17 protein-coding genes are annotated in these 20600 nt (G+C 42.4%); 15 read left to right on the top strand and 2 right to left on the bottom strand.

Features of this window, described 5'->3' with window-relative positions; all coding sequences use genetic code 11:
- Nucleotides 1-14 precede the first annotated feature (14 nt).
- The 10 genes from tviB (at nucleotide 15) to SSED_RS15565 (ending at nucleotide 10355) form a co-directional block, all read left to right on the top strand.
- On the top strand, nucleotides 15-1286 hold the full coding sequence (gene tviB, locus SSED_RS15610) for a Vi polysaccharide biosynthesis UDP-N-acetylglucosamine C-6 dehydrogenase TviB (RefSeq protein ID WP_012143310.1): 1272 nt from the start codon (nucleotides 15-17) through the stop codon (nucleotides 1284-1286).
- A gap of 2 nt (nucleotides 1287-1288) precedes the next feature.
- Nucleotides 1289-2233 carry a Gfo/Idh/MocA family oxidoreductase gene (locus tag SSED_RS15605; protein WP_012143309.1) on the top strand — a complete coding sequence of 315 codons (945 nt, stop codon included), beginning with the start codon at nucleotides 1289-1291 and terminating at the stop codon, nucleotides 2231-2233.
- A gap of 70 nt (nucleotides 2234-2303) precedes the next feature.
- The gene (locus SSED_RS15600; RefSeq protein ID WP_012143308.1) at nucleotides 2304-2882 is read left to right on the top strand and encodes an acyltransferase; all 579 of its coding nucleotides are present in this window, start codon (nucleotides 2304-2306) and stop codon (nucleotides 2880-2882) included.
- Nucleotides 2883-2887: 5 nt separating this feature from the next.
- On the top strand, nucleotides 2888-3988 hold the full coding sequence (locus SSED_RS15595) for a DegT/DnrJ/EryC1/StrS family aminotransferase (protein WP_012143307.1): 1101 nt from the start codon (nucleotides 2888-2890) through the stop codon (nucleotides 3986-3988).
- The gene (locus SSED_RS15590) at nucleotides 3988-5337 is read left to right on the top strand and encodes a lipopolysaccharide biosynthesis protein (RefSeq protein WP_012143306.1); all 1350 of its coding nucleotides are present in this window, start codon (nucleotides 3988-3990) and stop codon (nucleotides 5335-5337) included. The genes SSED_RS15595 and SSED_RS15590 overlap by 1 nt, the downstream gene beginning before the upstream one ends.
- On the top strand, nucleotides 5334-5870 hold the full coding sequence (locus SSED_RS23690) for an acyltransferase (protein ID WP_012143305.1): 537 nt from the start codon (nucleotides 5334-5336) through the stop codon (nucleotides 5868-5870). Before SSED_RS15590 ends, SSED_RS23690 begins: the two co-directional genes overlap by 4 nt.
- Before the next feature lie 88 nt (nucleotides 5871-5958).
- Nucleotides 5959-7059, top strand: a complete 1101-nt coding sequence (gene wecB / locus SSED_RS15580) for a non-hydrolyzing UDP-N-acetylglucosamine 2-epimerase (RefSeq protein ID WP_012143304.1) — start codon at nucleotides 5959-5961, stop codon at nucleotides 7057-7059.
- A gap of 437 nt (nucleotides 7060-7496) precedes the next feature.
- Nucleotides 7497-8624 carry a non-hydrolyzing UDP-N-acetylglucosamine 2-epimerase gene (gene wecB, locus SSED_RS15575; protein ID WP_041421732.1) on the top strand — a complete coding sequence of 376 codons (1128 nt, stop codon included), beginning with the start codon at nucleotides 7497-7499 and terminating at the stop codon, nucleotides 8622-8624.
- Nucleotides 8625-8720: 96 nt separating this feature from the next.
- Nucleotides 8721-9407, top strand: coding sequence for a WecB/TagA/CpsF family glycosyltransferase (locus tag SSED_RS15570; protein WP_012143302.1), 687 nt, complete (start codon nucleotides 8721-8723; stop codon nucleotides 9405-9407).
- Between the two features lie 33 nt (nucleotides 9408-9440).
- The gene (locus SSED_RS15565; protein WP_012143301.1) at nucleotides 9441-10355 is read left to right on the top strand and encodes a glycosyltransferase family 4 protein; all 915 of its coding nucleotides are present in this window, start codon (nucleotides 9441-9443) and stop codon (nucleotides 10353-10355) included.
- A 126-nt stretch (nucleotides 10356-10481) separates the two neighbouring features.
- Here SSED_RS15565 and SSED_RS15560 read toward each other — a convergent pair whose 3' ends face one another.
- Together SSED_RS15560 and SSED_RS15555 are read right to left on the bottom strand one after the other, a co-directional pair.
- Complete coding sequence (locus tag SSED_RS15560; RefSeq protein ID WP_041421730.1) at nucleotides 10482-11747, bottom strand: glycosyltransferase; 1266 nt, start codon at nucleotides 11745-11747, stop codon at nucleotides 10482-10484.
- A gap of 387 nt (nucleotides 11748-12134) precedes the next feature.
- A complete protein-coding gene (locus SSED_RS15555; RefSeq protein WP_012143299.1) occupies nucleotides 12135-13715 on the bottom strand; it encodes an MBL fold metallo-hydrolase RNA specificity domain-containing protein in 1581 nt (526 codons plus the stop codon).
- Between the two features lie 601 nt (nucleotides 13716-14316).
- On the opposite strand from SSED_RS15555, the gene cysD reads away from it, so the two are divergent.
- The 5 genes from cysD to cysC all read left to right on the top strand — a co-directional run bounded on the left by cysD (nucleotide 14317) and on the right by cysC (nucleotide 20444).
- The gene (cysD, locus tag SSED_RS15550) at nucleotides 14317-15222 is read left to right on the top strand and encodes a sulfate adenylyltransferase subunit CysD (protein WP_012143298.1); all 906 of its coding nucleotides are present in this window, start codon (nucleotides 14317-14319) and stop codon (nucleotides 15220-15222) included.
- A 219-nt stretch (nucleotides 15223-15441) separates the two neighbouring features.
- Complete coding sequence (cysN, locus tag SSED_RS15545; protein WP_012143297.1) at nucleotides 15442-16863, top strand: sulfate adenylyltransferase subunit CysN; 1422 nt, start codon at nucleotides 15442-15444, stop codon at nucleotides 16861-16863.
- 261 nt (nucleotides 16864-17124) lie between these two features.
- Nucleotides 17125-18852: an SLC13 family permease gene (locus SSED_RS15540; protein ID WP_012143296.1), complete on the top strand. Its 1728-nt coding sequence runs from the start codon at nucleotides 17125-17127 to the stop codon at nucleotides 18850-18852.
- A 488-nt stretch (nucleotides 18853-19340) separates the two neighbouring features.
- A complete protein-coding gene (locus SSED_RS15535) occupies nucleotides 19341-19694 on the top strand; it encodes a four helix bundle protein (RefSeq protein WP_012143295.1) in 354 nt (117 codons plus the stop codon).
- Nucleotides 19695-19769: 75 nt separating this feature from the next.
- A complete protein-coding gene (cysC, locus tag SSED_RS15530; protein ID WP_041421728.1) occupies nucleotides 19770-20444 on the top strand; it encodes an adenylyl-sulfate kinase in 675 nt (224 codons plus the stop codon).
- The last annotated feature ends 156 nt before the right edge of the window (nucleotides 20445-20600 follow it).

Genomic DNA, 20600 nt, shown 5'->3' with positions numbered 1-20600 from the left:
TAAAGAGAAGTGTAATGTTTAAACAATCTAAAATAGCTATTATTGGCCTTGGTTATGTAGGCTTACCTCTAGCGGTAGAGTTTGGCAAACACTACCCTACTATGGGCTTCGATATCAACAGCTCTCGTGTTGATGAATTAGTATCGGGTGTAGATAATACCCTTGAAGTTGAAAGCGAAGAGTTGCTAGAGGCCAAGCATTTAACTTATACCTGCGAGCTACAGGATATTAAAGATCACAATATCTATATTGTTACTGTTCCTACGCCAATCGATGAGAATAATGCCCCTGATTTGACACCGCTTGTTAAAGCATCTGAAGCCCTCGGTAAAGTTATCAGCCAAGGTGATATTGTCATCTATGAGTCAACTGTATACCCAGGTGCGACGGAAGAGGTATGTATTCCTCTTATAGAGAAGATCTCCGGTCTTAAGTTTAATGAGGACTTCTTTGCTGGCTATAGTCCTGAGCGTATTAATCCGGGTGACAAAATAAACCGTCTGACGACGATTATGAAGATAACTTCCGGTTCGACACCTGAGATCGCCGAGTTTGTAGACCAACTCTACTCTTCGATCATCACTGCGGGAACCCATAAAGCCTCTTCGATTAAAGTGGCTGAAGCCGCAAAAGTCATTGAGAATACTCAGCGCGATCTTAATATCGCCATCATCAATGAGTTTGCAAAGATCTTTAACCGCTTAGATATCGACACAGAAGAGGTGTTGAAAGCTGCCGGTACTAAGTGGAACTTCTTGCACTTCAAACCAGGGCTAGTCGGTGGTCACTGCATCAGTGTGGATCCTTACTATCTAACCCATAAAGCAAAGGAAGTTGGCTATATTCCTGAAGTGATCTTAGCGGGTCGACGTATCAATGATGGTATGGGCGCTTATGTTTCAACCCAGATGGTTAAGAAGCTTTCAAGTAAGAAGATCCATATCGACGAAGCTAAAGTCTTGGTTTTAGGTTTTACCTTTAAAGGCGACTGCCCTGATGTACGCAACACTAAGATCATCGATGTCGTAAATGAGTTGAAGAGCTTTAACATCTCTGTCGATGTGTATGATGGTTGGGCCGATCCTGCGGAAGTTAAGCATGAATATGGCTTATCACTGATCTCTGAATTAAAACCAAATGAATATGATGGTATCGTGCTTGCTGTCGATCATAGCGAGTTTAAAGAGATGGGTATCGAGAAAGTTCGTGAGCTTGGTAAAGAAAATCACGTCGTTTACGACGTTAAGTATGTTTTCGAAACAACTGATTCAGATTTGAGGCTGTAATAATGAAAAAATTTGCACTGATAGGTACTGCTGGCTATATCGCACCGAGACATTTGAATGCGATCCGCGATACGGGCAACGAACTCACTGTCGCCATGGACATCAATGACTCGGTTGGCATTATGGATATGCATTTTCCAGAGTCTGAGTTTTTTACAGAGTTCGAAGAGTTTGCCGCTTATGTTGAAGATGAAGCCATTAAGGGTAATAAGTTAGATTATATCTCTATCTGTTCACCTAACTATCTTCACGCACCACATATGAAGTTTGCTTTGAAAAATGGCATCGATGTTATTTGTGAAAAGCCGATGGTGTTGCACTCCGATGAGATAGACACTTTAGCTCAGTATGAAAAAAAATACGGTGCAAAAGTGAATACCATTTTGCAACTGCGCCTACATCCTTCAATTCTTGCTCTTAAAGAGAAAGTGGCAAATGCGCCTAAAGATAAGGTGTTCGATGTAGAGCTTACTTACATGACCTCACGTGGTAAGTGGTATCTGAAATCATGGAAGGGTGATAATGCTAAGTCTGGTGGTGTCGCCACTAATGTCGGTGTACATTTTTACGATATGCTTCATTTCATCTTCGGTGATCTTAAGCATAATGAAGTTCATTATCGTGATGAGCAGACTGCTGCAGGTTACCTCGAATATGCTCAGGCTCGCGTTAAGTGGTTCTTGTCCATTGATGCGAATAATCTACCAGATAATGCCGTTCAAGGTGAGAAGAAGACCTATCGCAGTATTTTGATTGGCGATGAAGAGCTAGAGTTTTCCGGTGGTTTTACCGACCTGCATACTCAAAGCTATGAACGGATCTTAGATAACAAAGGTTATGGTCTGGAAGACAATCGAGTTGCGATTGAGACTGTGGAAATTATCAGAGAACAAGAGCTAACTTCTAATCCTGAAAACTACCACCCGTTAATGAATAAGTTAGTTTAACCAATCACACTTCTATCTATATTGCACTGCAAGCCATTTCTGTAATGGCTTGCAGATGAGTTGAGTCATTATGAAATATATCAAACATGAAACTGCCATCATCGATGATGGTGCAAGCATTGGTGATAATACGCGAGTCTGGCACTTTGTTCACATTTGCGGTCAGGCAAGCATTGGTGAAGGCTGCTCGCTAGGGCAGAACGTTTTTGTTGGCAACAAAGTTATAATTGGTAATAACGTTAAGATTCAAAATAACGTTTCCGTTTATGACAATGTATATATAGAAGATGATGTGTTTTGTGGGCCTAGTATGGTCTTTACCAATGTTTATAACCCGCGCTCTTTCATCGAAAGAAAAACAGAGTATCGCGATACCGTCATCAAGCGGGGGGCAACGCTTGGTGCCAACTGTACCATCGTATGTGGGGTGACTGTAGGCGCTTTCTCATTAGTCGGTGCCGGCGCCGTTGTAAATAAAGATGTCCCTGCTTATGCGTTAATGGTTGGCGTTCCTGGGAAACAGATCGGCTGGATAAGTGAGTATGGCGAGCAACTCCCTCTTCCTCTTCAAGGAGAAGCTGAGTGTGCTTGTGAGCATACCGGAGCTAAATATATCCTAAGCAATAACACATTAACGAAAGTGAGTTAGACACTATGCAATTTATCGATCTTGCAGCCCAATATAAACACCTTAAAACGCGTATTGATGACCGAGTTCAAACTGTTTTAGACCACGGTAAATATATTATGGGCCCGGAAGTTGCGGAACTTGAGTCTCAACTTGCGGACTATGTTGGCGTGAAGCATGCGGTGACCTGTGCGAACGGTACCGATGCTTTACAGCTCTGCATGATGGTGTTGGATATTAAAGAGGGGGATGCTGTTTTTTGCCCTACCTTTACTTTTTTTGCCTCAGCAGAAGTCATCGCCTTTGCCAATGCGACACCTGTGTTTGTCGATTCTGATGCACAAACGTTTAATATCTGCCCTGAGGACCTAGAAAAAAGGATCCTGGCAGTTATTGAGGAGGGTAAGTTAACTCCTAAAGCTATTATGGCCGTGGATCTATTTGGCTTGCCCGCCAATTATCCTGAAATTCAGAAAATTGCCGATAAGTATGGTCTTAAATTAATCGAAGATGCCGCTCAAGGTTTCGGTGGCGAGATTAATGGGCAACGCGCAGGCAGCTTTGGTGATATAGCAACAACCAGTTTTTTCCCGGCTAAACCTCTTGGCTGTTATGGTGATGGCGGAGCCGTATTTACCAATAACGATGAATATGCTGCACTTCTTAAGTCTTTTAGGGTTCACGGCAAAGGCTGTGATAAGTACGATAACGTAAGAATTGGCATGAATAGCCGTTTAGATACGATACAGGCTGCCATATTACTGGAAAAGCTGGCGGTATTTCCTGAAGAGCTGGTTAATCGTAATAAAGCGGCATCTCTTTATGATGCCAAGTTAAGTGATAAATATGCTACCCCTAAGGTTCCTGAAGGCTTTTTATCATCCTGGGCTCAGTATACTTTGCTCGATGATGACCGTGATGTAGTCATGGCTGAATATAAGGCCAAAGGTGTGCCTACTATGATTTACTATGGTACATGTATGCACCAGCAGACGGCTTTTAACCATTTAGGGTACCAGATGGGAGATTTCCCTGTCGCTGAGCAATTAGCCGATCATGTGTTTAGCCTGCCTATGCATCCTTATCTGACCGAAGAGTGCATTACTATGTCTCTATCAAATTCATAATGAACAATATGTGGGGGAAGGCGCTCAAGGTTTTTATAGGGACATCGGTACTCCAGGTTTCCTCTATATTAAATTTTATTGTGCTCGCTCGATTACTGACATCTCAAGAGTTCGGTAACCTAAGACAGCTAATGTTACTCAACCAAGTGCTGTTTACGGTCTTATTTACTGCAGTCCCCATATCGTTACTCTATTTTTGTGGAATGTTTTCACAAGTTAATGAAAAAAAAGAGGTTGCCTACAAACATCTCGTTCTTATTATTATATGTGGATTGGTTTGTTCTCTGGGCATTTTTACCTTTAGAAGTGCCATAACAGATATTTTTGCTAATAATGAACTTTTTGAGTTGTTAGGCGTTTTTTTTGTTTTTCCAGTGCTCTATATGCTTTACAACGCAGTTCCTACGTTCCTGATTGCACTAGATAGAACACACCTAATCAAATGGTATTGTCCTGCGATTGCATTTGTAAATACATTTTTTGTATTGGCTGCAGCCTGGTTTGGTGACTTTACAGATGTCTTTTATACCATAATTTTATCAGCAGGATTTTCAGCGGGTGTCGCGCTATTGCTTCTTTCTGCTTTGATCAAACAGAGCCAACCTGGTGTAGCTGTTGACCCCAAGAGGTTGTCATACAGGCAGATAATTGGATACTCCTGGTTTTTAGTCGCGGCAGCTTTGATCTCAATTTTAGGCAGCAAAATAGATCAATTTGTCATATCAAATAAGTTAGGCATAGATGTGTTCGCTATCTATGTCGTTGGCGCTTTCCAAATTCCAATTTATAGCATAATTCAATCTAGTGTGAACTCGGTTATGCTACCGCAAATTACAGCACATATTGCTAATAATGAATGGAATGAGTTACGGCTATTATGGCGTGAATCAGTCAATAAAATCAGCCTGTTTGCTCTGCCTTTAGCCGCTGTTCTCACTGTGTTTTCATCTGAATTCATTACCCTGGTATTTGGTGAACAATATCGCTCAGCGTCTACCATTTTTTTAATTTTTTCATTACTAGCGCCAATAAAGTGCATCTCATTTGGGCTTATATTTCGGGCATCAGGTAAGCCACAATACGATGTGATTGGTGCTTCTGTTTTCCTTATCTTATCGAGTGTATTAACTCTAGTTGGTGTCAGCATTTGGGGCCCTGTAGGGGCTGCAGTCGGTGTGGTCTTGGCTACATTACTTTTAGCGTGCATGATGAGTCTGATGGTTAAGGCACACACTAAGGGGGAAATTGGGGTATTTGATCTTATTCCCACTTTTTTCTTCTATCGATTTTTTGGCTTACTATCTGCCTGTTGGATTTTTAAAGCATTTGGGGAATGGGTTCTATCGTGAAATCATTAATTAAACGGCTAATTACAAGTAATCAATACCTTAACGATAGGGTGTTTAACTATGGTTTTCTGACTAAATTCAATTTGAGGCAGTACTTTTTTAATTGTCTGATAAACTTTCTCTCAGGAAAAAAGCAAGGTAAGTATAGCTATGCTCACTTTACTTCTCAGGTGATTGCTGCCGACAATTTGAAACTCACAGGTACAAAAAAAGGGACTTACTGTAGTTTGGTTGTCAGTGGTGGCTGTTATCTACAGGCTGGTAATGGGATCACAATAGGTGAAGGAACCATCTGGGCTCCGAATGTAGCGATAATTAGTGCTAATCATGATATGAATCAGAAGGATAATGCTTGGTCAAAGGATGATGGCGTGGTGATTGGTAAGGAATGTTGGATCGGAACCGGTGCAACAATTTTGCCGGGAGTAACTATCGGTGATAACTGTATAATAGCTGCAGGAGCAGTGGTCACCCGTTCTTTTAAAGAATCAAACCAGGTGATTGGTGGAGTTCCGGCTAAAGTTATTCGTTAATTTGTTATAGTCAATTGGCTGGTTTTAAATGGATTATACGGGATTGGCTTGTAGTTGATTCTGGAAAGTAAGTAATGGTTGAGGTTTTATGAAGGTTTTAACGGTAATTGGTGCAAGACCACAGTTCATTAAAGCGGCTACAGTGAGCCGAGCGATTAAAGAACACAATGAAGAAAACCCTGATAGAACAATAAATGAGATTATTGTTCATACCGGGCAGCACTATGACATGAACATGAGCGATATTTTTTTCGAGGAGATGGATATTCCTAAGCCTGGTTATTCATTGGGTATCGGTGGAGGTACTCATGGTGCCATGACAGGACAGCAACTAGAGCAGATAGAGAAAGTGCTGCTTAAAGAGCAACCTGACTGGGTTCTTGTTTACGGTGATACTAACTCTACCTTGGCTGGAGCATTAGCTGCGTCAAAACTTCATATCAAAGTGGCTCATGTTGAGGCTGGATTGCGAAGCTTTAATATGAAAATGCCTGAAGAGCAAAACCGAATTTTAACCGATAGAATCAGTTCGGCTCTGTTTTGCCCTACGCAAACGGCTGTAAAAAACCTAGAAGCTGAGGGATATAGCAATTTTGGTATAGATATTAACATCGTTGGTGATGTTATGTATGATGCTGCGCTTTTTTATACCGAACGAGCAGTTAAACCTAGTTCAATCGATGACCTCGATTTGTCTGATGGTTTTGTATTATCGACGATTCACCGTGCTGAAAATACCGATGATAGAGACAGATTATCTGAGATTGTTTCAGCACTTAATCAATTGCACCTTGAAAGACCAGTTGTAATGCCACTTCATCCAAGAACGAAGAAGAAGTTGGAAGAGTTTGGCTTGAAATTAAATGTAAAACTTATCGACCCGATTGGTTACCTGGAAATGGTCTATTTATTAGCTCGTTGTACCTTTGTAGCCTCTGATAGCGGCGGCGTTCAAAAAGAAGCGTATTTTTTCAACAAGCATTGCTTAGTATTGCGTGATGAAACTGAATGGGTCGAGCTGGTAGACAATGGTTCGAATTTTATTGTCGGTACTAATAAAGAATTAATTACCAGCAAGGGGGAGGAGATCCTTCGAAAAGAGCTCCCTGGTTCATGTTTCGGGCAAAACTTATATGGAACGGGTGATGCTGCAAAACAGGTTGTTGCTTTTTTGAATAATAAAAAGTAAAGCCTGTTATCGGCTTCAGTTGATTTTGTTTTAAAATGGATTTTAATGGTAAAAAATTAAGTCAAGTCTATGACTTGGCTTTCTCTTTTTACTCGATCCAAAAGTTCTGACTACTTTCTACGATTTTAGTCGTTACCTGTGTTTTAGTCTTTTATTTTCAACTGGTTATGCTGGTTATGGATGTCTTGAATAAAGTACAATACTCGTTTGAAAATCATTCTGGTAGATAGTTTTACCGTTTGAAATGAATATTTATGTTTATTGATTGTACGAGCCTCAAGATCGACAAGATTTGTCTGTTAATGCTGTTTGCACCGCATTACAATAAGGCCAATCCCTTGGTGTCTGCGTCATGTAACTAAAAATGACAACAAGATTGTGACGCAAATACTGAGCTTTGAGTCATAAAGGAATGATTTTTAAGAATGAGAGATGTAATGAAAGTAATGCTAGTGTTTGGTACGCGACCTGAGGCCATTAAGATGGCGCCTTTAGTGTTAGCGATGAAAGCTAATCCTGGTATTGATGTGTCCGTTTGTGTTACCGCACAGCATCGTGAAATGCTTGACCAAGTACTTGAACTTTTTGATATAGTACCGGATTTTGATTTAGATATCATGAGCCCCGGGCAGGGATTGACAGAGATCACCAGCCGGATACTGATAGGGCTCAAGCCTATTTATGAGCAGGTGCAACCAGATCTTGTATTAGTTCATGGTGACACATCAACAACGTTATCTGCTACTTTAGCGGCTTTCTACCAACAAATTCCAGTGGGTCATGTTGAGGCTGGTTTAAGAACCGGTAACTTACTATCCCCTTGGCCAGAAGAGGGGAATCGTAAGCTTACTGGCACCATTGCATCATTACATTTTGCACCTACAGAGACCTCGAAGCAGAATTTACTGAATGAGGGTATCGCAGAAGATAAAATATTTGTTACAGGCAATACTGTTATCGATGCTCTTTTATTAGTACAAGATAAAGTCACTTCAGATGAATCGCTGAAACATAGCCTGGTTCAGTTATTTCCGTGGCGTGATACTAGTAAGCGATTGGTACTGATCACTGGACATCGACGGGAAAGTTTTGGGGATGGTTTTGAACAAATCTGTAAAGCTATTAGTCATTGTGCTGAAAAGTATCCCGATGTTCAATTTGTATACCCGATGCATTTAAACCCCAATGTTCGCGGCCCTGTTAATAAATATCTTTCAGATATCAAAAATGTATTGTTGATTGAGCCCTTAGATTATCTACCTTTTGTGTTTTTAATGGATCAGTCACATATTATTTTGACCGATTCTGGTGGTATTCAGGAAGAGGCGCCATCTTTAGGGAAGCCTGTACTGGTTATGCGTGACACTACCGAACGGCCCGAAGCCGTTGACGCAGGTACAGTCAAACTTGTTGGTACCAATGCCGATTCTATTGCTGATGCGATTACTGTTTTACTTTCGGATGAGCAAGTATTTAATACAATGTCCAAAGCTCATAACCCTTATGGCGACGGTAACGCGTGTTCGCGCATTATTTCAGCCATAAGTCATACCGCCTCAAACTAGGTTGTAGGTTGGTTTTTAAGCAATTTTGCTGTAGTCGAAAAATTCGGCACGCAGTATTTTATAGTTTACAGATTGAAGGTTTTTTAAGGTTCAATAGTGATCACTGACATTAAAAGTAAATTAGTTCCTTTTGCATCATTAGACGAAGCCAGTACGTTCGTCAGAGAGAATAAAGGAATGTACATATCCATGAATTTACAAGCACTTGTGGATGATAAACTGGTCGATTTACTAAGTTTACCTAACGTATATGGATATGCTGACGGTATAGGTGCTCAACTGTTTTTAAATAAAAAGTGTGGGGTTAAGGCGACTAAAATTCCAGGCTGCGAATTATGGTTAAATATTCTTCAGCAAGAACAGGAGAAGTCTTACTCTATTGCTGTTGTTGGTGCTTCGCCTGATACTAACAGTAAGACAGTTAAAAAGTTAAAGCTTGATTATCCACAACATAATATTGATTATTTTGTTGATGGTTATAATTTTGTCGAAGAACAGCTGATTGAAGAACTGTCAAAAGGGGATTTTGATATGGTTTTCATCGCTTTAGGTCAGCCTAGGCAAGAAATTTTAGGTGAGAAAATCTTAAATGCCGTTCCTAATATTACTGTTTTAGGACTTGGTGGTTCTTTTGATGTGTATTGTGGTTTGATTAATCGTGCACCAAAGCTATTTATAAAATTACATATCGAGTGGCTTTATCGAATATTGTTAGAACCAAAAAGAAGTATCAAGCTTGCCATATCGGTTTCACGATACTTAGTTATGATGTTAAAGTCTTGAACTTATTTGTTAACGTGTTTTTGAGGACGAATTTTGAACATTCTTTTAGTCACTAATATGTATCCGAGTGAGGGTGATGTCAGCTGGAGAGGTTCATTTGTTAAAGAACAAGTTGATATGTCCCAAACTCATAATAAAGACATCAACTACGACATAGTGCATATTAAAGGTCGTGTATGTGGCGGGAGTAATTTAAATTACTTGCTGGCACCACTGTTGATTTTAAAAAAAATGCTGTTTAATAAGTTTGATGCAATTCATTGTCACCATGCTTTTTGTGTCTTGGTATCATCTCTTTTTTTTAATAAAATTATTTACACTGTTCATGAAGGCGAACTTAATAACCATAAAACAAGTATTTTTATAAAGCTGGCCATATCGCTGTCAAATAAAGTCATTTTTGTTAATCATGCAGAGTTTTTAAAGTCGACGCATAAACGAAAATACTTCTTACCATGTGGTATCGATTTTTCTTTTTTTAAATCTTCAGATCTTGCCCCTAATGGTTGTATTCTATTCCCGGCAGATCCGAACAGAGTCGAAAAAAATGCCAGCCTACTTCGTGAAGCTGAAGCTGTAATTACTGCGGACTATCCCAATGTAAAGTTTATATATGGTGGAAAGATACCGAGAGAGGAGATGCCTTACTTAATGAGGCAATCATTATTGGTTGTTACTATAGGTAAGTTTGAGTCTGATGGACTCGTTCTAAAGGAAGCTATGGCTTCTAATGTGCCTGTTGTTAGTACAGATGTAGGCAATGCGAGTTATTACTTAAACGAGCAGTCAGGTCTTATCTGTTCAGCTAATACAGAGTCTTTGACGGCAGCTACTCTTAAAATCTTGGGTGATAGGGAGTCCTACTTAAGGGGAAGGGAACGTTTATCCTCACTTCATGTCGATCAGGAAAAAACAGTTACTAAATTAGCCAAGATCTATCAAAGTTGAATGAAATAACATCCTAAAACTTTAGGTTATTTCGAGTTTTTTGGTATATATGACCGTGAGTATTTGATACGTGGCTGTATGGCAAGACTAATGAGTCAATATTTCTCCTGCCATACAGCTTGATGTTTAAAGCATAGTGCTTATACGTTCAAACTCATCCGCTTGTTCTACCTCTAAAGTCTTTACTTTGTCGTTGTTTGATAAAGAATTTCTTATATCAGCAGTATCAATTTTTCCAGTTACTATATCTGATATGGATTTTGCCATATTCTTATCAAAGTCTTTATTGATATCAATATACACTCCGCCTTCAGACTGATCAGCAAAAGGTGTAACAGACCCATCATTAATTGTTATAAATGGGGTATTGTAAAAAATTGATTCTAATATAGGGTTGCCAAGATTACTCATGTCGTTGACCATGATGACTAGATCTGCAGTTCTTAAGGCAACATTGGAATCTATATGATCAAAATTATCTAAAAACTCGACACAATCAGTTAATCCTTTATCTTTTACAAAGTTGATTAGTGATTCACGGTCGGGACCAAAATAGGTCGTTTTTAAAATGACTTTCTCTCTGATTTCTAGTGGTAAATAACTCATTGCCCGTACGATTCTATCGGGTCTTTTCCATGCACTACAGCTGGCGTTGTTAAAAATAACAAACTTGTTATTTTCAGCTCTTTCAACGCTTGATGGATAATCAGAACTGGACACGCCATGTGGGCGGAACCTGATATTTGAGCAACCACGGTGCTGTGCCCAATACTCGCCATCTGTACCATCATTCACCATCAAGCATAGGTCTGATTGGTTTATTCCCCAATATAATTTTGGATAATATAGCTTAGCAATTAATGAGTTTCTGTTTGTAGCCGCTAATATGGTTCCCTGGAACTTATTTATAAAAGGCTTTTTATATTGTGTCGCAATATTTTTAGCAAGGATGGATAACCCAGCTTCATACCCTATAATGCAATCAGCTTGCTGAAATACAGAGTCGAAACTTTTGATTAACTTTCCTTTTAGTTTTACTGACTTTGCTAAGGTATACGTGAATTCGGCCCATCGTCTGAATATTGTCATGTAGCCTTTTGCTGTAAATGGCATAATGATATCTTCAGACTGGATTTTATTATAGTCAGTAAGCAAAGAGTTATTGGTGTTCGTTGCGTTTTGCTTCTTTACAGCCCCTTGGCTTGCACCCAAGGCATGTAATTCAAATAAGGGGTGACTTAATGTATTTTCACCGCCGCTGTCTTTACCCGTTGTAAACAAAGTAACTTTACAGTTATTTTTGAGGAACATTTTAACGAACCGCATTAAACTTTGATTTCCCGACTTCCTAAAAGGTAGATCCGTTACAATAACTATTTTCTTCATTTTCATCTTGTTCCGACATTAATTCTCAATTAGGTATATAGAGGGTCACAAAAGTTTCTGTTGCGTAGCTTGTTAATTACAATATCGACCCACAGTCTTTTAGTTAGCGGGATGACATGATAATACCTCAATATTTTGGGTGTGAATTTTACCTAAACGTGCAGGTTACTACAATGTGGGAGCTAAAATAGTTCACAAAAGTTAGCTTATGACGCACTATCGCTGCCTGAAGCGAGCGTCTACGGAGAGGGGATGGTGCATTGGTTAATCATGTAGGACCGGCTTCAGGTGGGAAAGATGACATGAACACACCTATTACAAGAAGCTTCGCGGCTAAAGCATGCTCCTACAACGGCTAAATCACGCTCCTACAGAGGGGCGTGTCTACCTTTTCTAGTCTCTCCCTATCTCGATTTTAGTGTCGGGTAAAAGCTTCTTATACTCTACCGCTAATGCTTCTTTAGCCTCATCATCGCCATGGACTATGCGGATATGCTCAGGCTTATGGTGCATACGTTTGACGAAGTTGATGAGGTTATTCTGATCTGCATGGGCCGAGTAGCCGCTGATGGTGTGCACGCCGGCTTTTATCTCACGCTTATCTCCCTCCAGATAGACATAACCTCCCTTAGGGCCGTAGGTCTGAATATCTCTTCCTGGCGTTCCCCGTGCCTGATATCCCACAAATAGAATGTCGGCAGTCGGTTCATCGATAAACTGCTGCAGGTAATTCATTATCCTCCCGCCACTGCACATGCCGCTTGCGGCGATGACGATGGCTGGTTTTCCTCTTTTAGATAGATACTCTACCGTAGATAGATGTTCATCATGGCTGTCGACGGTATAGAGTTGGTCGAAGTCGAGTGGGTGTCTATGCTGTTTTAGTTTCCGTCTGGCTTCCTTGTCCCAAAGCTCTTTGAACTCAATGTATTTTTCTGTGAAGTTCGCCGCAAGTGGCGAGTCGACGATGATTTCAATGCTATTCCACATTTGAGATTGCCACATCTCGCTATTTTTTTGCTGGCCAGCCAGGTTATTGCTCCCTTGCTTGTGCTCTTGTTTGATAGCGGTGTCAGGATACTTGTCACCGGAGCGGTTAGCGGAAAGCTTGCGCTGTTGATAAATGATCTGTTCGAGTTCATATAAAAGCTCTTGTGTTCGTCCTATGCTAAAGGCGGGAATGAGTACCACGCCATTGTCTGATACGGCTTTTTCTATCACTTTTCGCAGGCTTTGCGTTCGAGTCTTACGTCCCTGGTGATTTCTGTCGCCATAGGTGGACTCGATGATTAAGGTATCCGCTCTATAGGGACTCTTGGGGCTGGCAAGGAGTGGCGTATAGGTTGCGCCCAGATCGCCGGAAAAGACGACTCTATGTTTGTTTACCGTTTTGGGATTCTGTTTATCTGTCTTTGGACTGCTGAGTTCTATCTCTATGTAGGCCGAACCAAGAATGTGACCGGCAGGTTTAAATTTTGCCTTAGCCTTGCTAAAGCCTTGAGTGTTAGTTTTATCAGCGGTTTTATCTGATTTAGTACGGTTTACTTCAAGGGAAAACCAGTGGTTATACTCGATAGGGACGAGTAATTCCTTCAACTTTTTCAGATACAGCTTGATAAGTCTCTTATCTTTAGTGACACCAACCCTGATAGCATCTTCGATGACCATAGGCAGCAGCGCAGCTGTTGCGGTAGTGGCAAATATAGGTTGGTCAAATCCGGCTGCCAAAAGGTAGGGAATACGACCCACATGATCGATATGGCAGTGTGTGACTAAGAGTGCTGTGATACTGCCAATATCGAATGCTATTTTTAACTGTTCAGCATTCGAGCTTCCGGCTGTTTCTGCTCCCTGAAACAGACCACAGTCGATAAGTAGACTGCTTTTTTCATTGATTACGAGCTGATGGCAGGAGCCTGTGACACCATTGACCGCACCGTGATGGATTATCTCTACAGCCTGTTTGCAAGCCATGGTTTGAGTTCTCGGCAAAATACACTCCCTGTATGTTTGTCTCTATCCTATTTGAATATATAGCCTTTCAAAGAGAGAGCAAGTAAAAGCTTCGCGGCTGAAGCGCGCTTCTACAGAGGTGCTGGGGGTTATATCTTGTGTAGGACCGGCTTTAGCCGGGAAAGATGTTGTGAACGATGCATAGCTGATTCGATTCGCTGATAAAAAAATTCGTGGCTGAAGCACACTCCTACAACAGCTGAGGCACGCCTACGGAATCAAAGATATAGGGCTGAACATACAATTAAGAACTTTATATTTCATTTTGGTATAAGTGTTATTGCTTTTATAACTTTAAAATCATTTCTGCCGTGGGTATGATGATTTCAGAGCGTCATCCTGACGATATTTTAGTCTTGATTGTATTTGAGCTGCTTCTCTTTAGTTAGAGCATGGTATGTTAACGGCTGTGAATGATCAGGTTAATAAACAGTTGGTTCTGACTGATACTTTGGCTCATGTGATACTACTTCAAGTGATACTACTCAAGTGACACTAATTAGAATCAGTAAAGTATGAGCTTGCAAAAGTTATTTTTACAATCGTTTAAACGGAAATCGATATGTCAAAACATCTAACCCACCTGAAGCAGCTGGAAGCTGAGTCGATTCAAATCATGCGTGAAGTTGCCGCTGAGTTTGATAATCCTGTGATGCTCTATTCAGTAGGTAAAGATTCCTCTGTACTACTGCATCTGGCACGTAAGGCATTCTACCCGGGGAAAATCCCGTTCCCTTTGATGCACGTCGATACGAACTGGAAATTCAAGGAGATGATTGAGTTTCGTGATCAGATGGCTGAAAAACACGGCTTTGATCTTATCGTTCATAAAAATCCCCGTGGTATCGAGATGGGAATTAGCCCATTCACACACGGCAGCGCTAAGCATACAGATATCATGAAGACAGAGGGGCTTAAGCAAGCACTCGATATGCATGGCTTCGATGCCGCTTTTGGTGGTGCACGCCGTGATGAAGAGAAGTCTCGCGCCAAGGAACGTGTCTACTCTTTCCGTGATAGTAAGCATCGCTGGGATCCTAAGAACCAGCGCCCTGAACTGTGGAATATCTATAACGGTAAGGTCGATAAAGGCGAAAGCATTCGAGTCTTCCCGTTATCTAACTGGACCGAACTGGATATCTGGCAGTACATCTATTTAGAAGGTATTGAGATCCCCTCTCTTTATCTGGCAGCCGAGCGTCCGGTCGTCGAGCGTGATGGCACTCTGATAATGGTCGATGATGAGCGTATGCCGATTGAGTCAGGTGAAGATGTGCAGACCAAGATGGTACGTTTCAGAACCTTAGGTTGTTACCCGTTAACCGGTGCGGTTGAGTCAGAAGCGCAAACCTTGCCGGAGATTATTCAAGAGATGTTGCTCTGTACCACATCTGAGCGACAGGGACGCGTCATCGATAACGATTCGGCCGGCTCGATGGAAAAGAAAAAGATGGAAGGGTACTTCTAAAATTGAGAAGCGATTTTAGAAGTAGGACCGGCTAAAGCCGGGAACAGCATTTTTTTGTGAAGGCCCTCTTCGTTGCTAAATGCTTAGCGGCTAAAGAGCCCCCACGTTGACATAGTGCTCATCGAAATAATATTGAATATCGATTTAACCGTGAGCAAGCTTCTTTCGAAGCTCGAAGCTCGAAGCTCGAAGCTCGAAGCTCATAGATAAGGAATAAAAATGACCACCAGTTCTAATTTGATTGCTTCTGACATCGAAGCGTATCTGAAAGTCCATGAAAACAAAGATATGCTGCGCATTTTGACATGTGGTAGCGTTGATGACGGTAAGTCTACTCTGATTGGTCGTTTGTTATTCGATAGCAAGATGATCTTCGAAGATCAGATGGCGGCCATTGAGAAAGATTCGAAGCGATTTAATACCACAGATGAAGCATTCGATCTGGCTTTGTTAGTCGATGGTCTTCAATCTGAGCGAGAGCAGGGGATCACCATAGATGTGGCCTATCGCTATTTCGCGACAGAGCAACGTAAGTTTATTATTGCCGATACCCCTGGCCATGAGCAGTACACCCGCAATATGGCAACCGGTGCGTCGACCTGCGACTTAGCCATTATCTTAATCGATGCCAGGCACGGTGTTCAGGTTCAGACCCGTCGTCATAGCTTTATCTGCTCTCAGCTAGGTATTAAGCATGTGATCATCGCCATCAATAAGATGGACGCGGTGGATTATGAACAGTCGACTTATCAGAAGATTAAGAGAGAGTATCGTGAGTTTGCTAAGGACTTGTCATTTACCGATGTTCGCTTTGTGCCTATCTCGGCTCTAAAGGGTGATAACGTGGTGAATGAGAGCAAGCAGATGACCTGGTATCCGGGCTCTACACTACTTAAATTATTAAACACGGTTTCAGTGAAGCAAGATCGTAGTGAATCTTTTCGTTTTCAAGTTCAATACGTTAATCGTCCAAATCTTGATTTTCGAGGTTTTTGTGGCAATGTTGGGTCGGGTGATATCCGGGTCGGAGACACTGTGGTTGCACTGCCTTCGGGTAAAGAGAGCCGCATAAAGTCGATAGTGACCTTCGATGGAGATCTGGAGAAGGCCAGTGCCGGAGAAGCGGTGACATTGACACTCGAAGATGAGATAGATGTCAGTCGCGGCGATATGTTGGTCCGCCCCCACGATAAGCCCCATTCGGTGAGTAATTTTGAAGCCGATGTCGTTTGGATGACTGAAGAGCCGCTCTGTGTAGATCGTGAATACGCTATTAAGATCGGTAGTAAGTCTGTTTACGGCTATGCCGATGCCATTAATCATAGAGTCGATGTGAATACGCTGGAGAAACAACCGGCAGGGCAGCTCGAACTGAATGAGATCGGTAGCTGTCATTTCGCTGTGACAGAGCCTGTGCAGTTCGATGCTTACGATGTAAACCGCTCTACGGGCGCTTTCATCGTTATTGATAGGCTCACTAATGTCACCGTTGGTGCAGGAATGATCCGTAACTCTATCGAGGCTATCTCTACCAAGAGCAAGTCGGCTAAACATAGCCATTCTGAGTTCGAGTTAGAGATGAATGCGCTGGTCCGTAAGCATTTCCCACACTGGGGTGCGAAGGATATCTCGAAGGGGTAAGAAGCTTCGAGCTAAGGACAGGGCAAAGAAAGTGGCGAGTCGCGAGTAATAGCAGTATCGAAGAGCAAGAAGTCGCGAGCTCAAGATAGGGCTAAGAAAGTTTCGAGTTACGAGTAAAAGATTAAAGCAGATAAATAACAGGATATCAGTTGTAGATTATTTTCTTGGTTTTAAACTTTGCGTAGCGCGTAGCGCGTAGCTCGTAGCTCGTAGCTCGTAGCTCGTAGCTCGTAGCTCGTAGCTTAATAAAGATAGGAAACTATGTCTCTAGATGCTTATTTAACTATCGGAATATTTCTCACGACGATTGTGGGGCTTATCCGGTTTCAGAGTCGACCGGCCGTCGTGTTCGGTGTGGCTCTGTTGACTCTGGTCGGGTTGAATCTGGTCTCCAAAGAGCAGCTGCTTTCGAGTATGTCCAACCCCGGGCTAGTGACCTTGGTACTCTTGATCTTGTGCTCTTTTGCACTGGAAAAGACACGCCTGCTGCGTGTTATCGCCTCAAAAGTGATAGTGAGTAGTTACAACGCTACCTGGCTACGCTTATTTGGTACCACCGCCTTGAGTTCGGCTGTGCTGAATAATACTGCAGTGGTGGCGACCTTGCTTTCGCCTGTTCGCAATAACCCTCATCACTTTGCCAGTAAGTTATTACTGCCTCTCTCCTATGCCGCGATCTTGGGTGGAACGTTAACCCTCATCGGTACCTCGACCAACCTGATTGTGAACAGTCTCTATATCGATGCGCAGGGGCAATCGTTGAGCTTCTTTTCGTTCACCGCGATCGGTGTGTTATTGGTATTGGCTTGTGGCTTAGTGTTGAGAGTGGCGTCTCGTTGGCTCCCGGAAATTGAGCATAAAGAGACCTGTTCGAAAGGCTATTTTATCGATGCGAAAGTGGTCGATGGCTCCGAGTTAATTGGCCGTTCGGTAGAAGATAATGGTTTAAGGCATCTCGAGTCTCTGTTTTTGGTTGAAGTGGTCCGCGATGGGCGTTTAATCAGCCCGGTAACGCCCACGGAAGTGCTGCAACTCGATGACAGGCTTATCTTCAGCGGCGATATCACTAAGATGATGCAGCTGAGTCAGTTCTCTGGACTCGAGATGTTTGCCGAGAAAAATGGCCTGTTAGACTCGAACCTGACCGAAGTCGTCGTTAAGCAAGAGAGTGTTTTGATCGGTAAAACCTTAAAAGGAGCCGGTTTCAGGGCACTGTTTGATGCCGCCGTGGTTGCGATCAGGCGTGATGGTGAGGAGGTATCGGGTAAGTTAGGTGAGGTCGTGATCCAAACCGGTGACTTTTTGATGCTAGCCGTGGGCGAGGATTTCAAGTCTCGTCGTAATATCAGTAAAAACTTCATCGTCATCAGTGGCGTCGAGCCAGAAACCCGTATCAATGGTCATAAAGCCTGGCTCTCTATCGGTGGTTTTGTGTTAACTATCGCCTTGGCGGCGACCGGGGTTATTGAGATGCTGCAGGGGTTAATACTACTCCTGGGTGTGTTGATATTTAGTCAATGCCTTAACGTAAACGAAGTCGTTCGCCGCTTTCCGGTCGATATCTGGCTTATCGTCTCTTCGGCAATTCTGCTCTCCCATGCCTTAGTCAATACCGGCGTCGTTGAGCTGTTAGCCCATTGGGTGAATGGGGTCACGGATAGTGATCACCTCTATCTGGCCTTGATCCTGGTTTATCTGATGACTTGGTTATTGACTGAGCTGGTGACGAACAATGCTGCCGCCGCGCTTATGTTTCCCATCGCTTACAGTATCGCATTAGGTTTCGGGGTCGATATTTTACCATTCGTCATGACCGTGGCCTTTGCTGCCAGTGGTAGCTTTATCAGCCCCTACGGATACCAGACAAACTTGATGGTCTACAACGCAGGCCAGTATCGGTTAATGGATTTTATCAAAATAGGTCTACCCGTCAGTCTGGTGTATGCCTTTATCGTATTAACCGCCGTACCGATATTTTTTCCGTTTTAGGGGGAAAGCAGCTTCGAGCTATAGACAGGGCTAAGAAAGCTTCGAGTTGCGAGTAAAAGCAGTATCGAAGAGCAAGAAGTCGCGAGCTAAAGACAGGGCTAAGAAAGCGTCGAGTTGCGAGTAAAAGATAAAAACAGATAAATAACAGGATAGCAGTTTCGAGTTCAAGAGAGGGCTAAGAAAGCTTCGAGTTGCGAGTCAATGATTAAAGCAGGTACACAACAGAACTGCTGCTGCGAGTTAAAGACTAAAAAATAGAAAGTCTTGTTGTTATTTGAATTTTTTGTTCTTTATCATGCGTAGCTCGTAGCTCGTAGCTCGTAGCTCGTAGCTCGTAGCTCGTAGCTCGTAGCTCGTAGCTCGTAGCTCGTAGCTCGTAGCTCGTAGCTCGTAGCTCGTAGCTCGTAGCTCGTAGCTCGTAGCTCGTAGCTCGTAGCTCGTAGCTCGTAGCTCGTAGCTCGTAGCTCAATAAGGCATGGAGGCCTGATATGAAATATGAACAACTTGAAGTCTGGCAGCGTAGTTTTAAATTGAGCATTAAAATCTACCGCTTGTTTACTAATTCTCGAGACTATGGGTTTAAGGATCAAATTTGTCGTTCGAGTATTTCTGTACCTAGCAATATAGCTGAGGGAATGGAGCGTTGCTCTGACAAAGAAAAGGCAAGATTCTTGAGTATCGCTAAAGGTTCTGTTAGGGAGTTAAAAACGCAAGTAATGATTGCTAAAGAGATTGATTATATTTCCGGTGATGAATGTTCTTCATTGTCAAATGAATGCGAACAAATTAGCAAAATGCTTGGGAGTTTTATACGAACCTTGCGCACAAATATTGAATATTGATTCAATCGAGAACAAGCTTTTCTCGAAGCTCGAAGCTCGAAGCTCGAAGCTCGAAACTAACTTATGGATTTTTTTATGTCATTGTTATCGAAAACAGCAGCGTCGCCTTATCAGGAAATAGAGAGCGAAGGCGATAAATCCTCCGATGTTGTCTGGCATCTTGCGAGTGTCTCTCATGCTCAGCGAGAGACGGCCAATGGTCATGCTCCGGCGGTACTCTGGTTTACCGGCTTGAGCGGTTCGGGAAAATCGACAGTCGCGAATGCCGTCGATAAAATGCTGCACGATTTAGGATGTAAAACCTATGTGCTGGACGGTGACAATGTTCGTCATGGTCTAAATGGTGATCTAGGCTTTTCAGATGCCGATAGGGTTGAGAATATCCGCCGGATAGGTGAGGTATCTAAGTTGTTTGTCGATGCGGGTTTGCTGGTCTCTACCGCCTTTATCTCTCCCTTTGTAGAAGATAGAGAGAGCGTGCGAGCTCAGCTCAGCGATTCTCAGCATAGCAATAGTCAGTTTATCGAAGTGTATATCGACACGCCCATCGAAGTATGTGAGCAGCGCGATCCTAAAGGTCTGTATAAGAAGGCTCGCGCCGGTGAGATAAAGAACTTTACCGGTATTGATTCGGCCTATGAACTACCGATTAACCCGGAAGTCCATGTTAAGACCGCAGAGCAATCCATCGAGGCCTGCGCTCAGCAAGTGGTCGATTATCTGAAATGTAATGGCTATCTCGATGTGTAGGACCGTCTGTAATTAGTTGTAAGATCTGCTTTGATGTAAGACCGGCTTTAGCCGGGAACAAGATATGAAATAGGCACTGGTCGGAACATTATACCTGCTTTGACCTAGGAGCTAGGACCTAGCATCTATTACCTTTGCCAAAGCTCGCGACTCGAA

This window comes from Shewanella sediminis HAW-EB3 (genome assembly GCF_000018025.1).
Classification (GTDB): Bacteria; Pseudomonadota; Gammaproteobacteria; order Enterobacterales; family Shewanellaceae; genus Shewanella; species Shewanella sediminis.
This window is presented reverse-complemented; position numbering and strand designations above follow the sequence as displayed.

Coding starts and splice junctions, on each gene's coding strand:
- tviB (WP_012143310.1), top strand. CDS start 15: ATGTTTAAACAATCTAAAATAGCTATTATTGGCCTTGGTTATGTAGGC.
- SSED_RS15605 (WP_012143309.1), top strand. CDS start 1,289: ATGAAAAAATTTGCACTGATAGGTACTGCTGGCTATATCGCACCGAGA.
- SSED_RS15600 (WP_012143308.1), top strand. CDS start 2,304: ATGAAATATATCAAACATGAAACTGCCATCATCGATGATGGTGCAAGC.
- SSED_RS15595 (WP_012143307.1), top strand. CDS start 2,888: ATGCAATTTATCGATCTTGCAGCCCAATATAAACACCTTAAAACGCGT.
- SSED_RS15590 (WP_012143306.1), top strand. CDS start 3,988: ATGAACAATATGTGGGGGAAGGCGCTCAAGGTTTTTATAGGGACATCG.
- wecB (WP_012143304.1), top strand. CDS start 5,959: ATGAAGGTTTTAACGGTAATTGGTGCAAGACCACAGTTCATTAAAGCG.
- wecB (WP_041421732.1), top strand. CDS start 7,497: ATGAAAGTAATGCTAGTGTTTGGTACGCGACCTGAGGCCATTAAGATG.
- SSED_RS15560 (WP_041421730.1), bottom strand. CDS start 11,747: ATGAAAATGAAGAAAATAGTTATTGTAACGGATCTACCTTTTAGGAAG.
- SSED_RS15555 (WP_012143299.1), bottom strand. CDS start 13,715: ATGGCTTGCAAACAGGCTGTAGAGATAATCCATCACGGTGCGGTCAAT.
- cysD (WP_012143298.1), top strand. CDS start 14,317: ATGTCAAAACATCTAACCCACCTGAAGCAGCTGGAAGCTGAGTCGATT.
- cysN (WP_012143297.1), top strand. CDS start 15,442: ATGACCACCAGTTCTAATTTGATTGCTTCTGACATCGAAGCGTATCTG.
- SSED_RS15540 (WP_012143296.1), top strand. CDS start 17,125: ATGTCTCTAGATGCTTATTTAACTATCGGAATATTTCTCACGACGATT.
- SSED_RS15535 (WP_012143295.1), top strand. CDS start 19,341: ATGAAATATGAACAACTTGAAGTCTGGCAGCGTAGTTTTAAATTGAGC.
- cysC (WP_041421728.1), top strand. CDS start 19,770: ATGTCATTGTTATCGAAAACAGCAGCGTCGCCTTATCAGGAAATAGAG.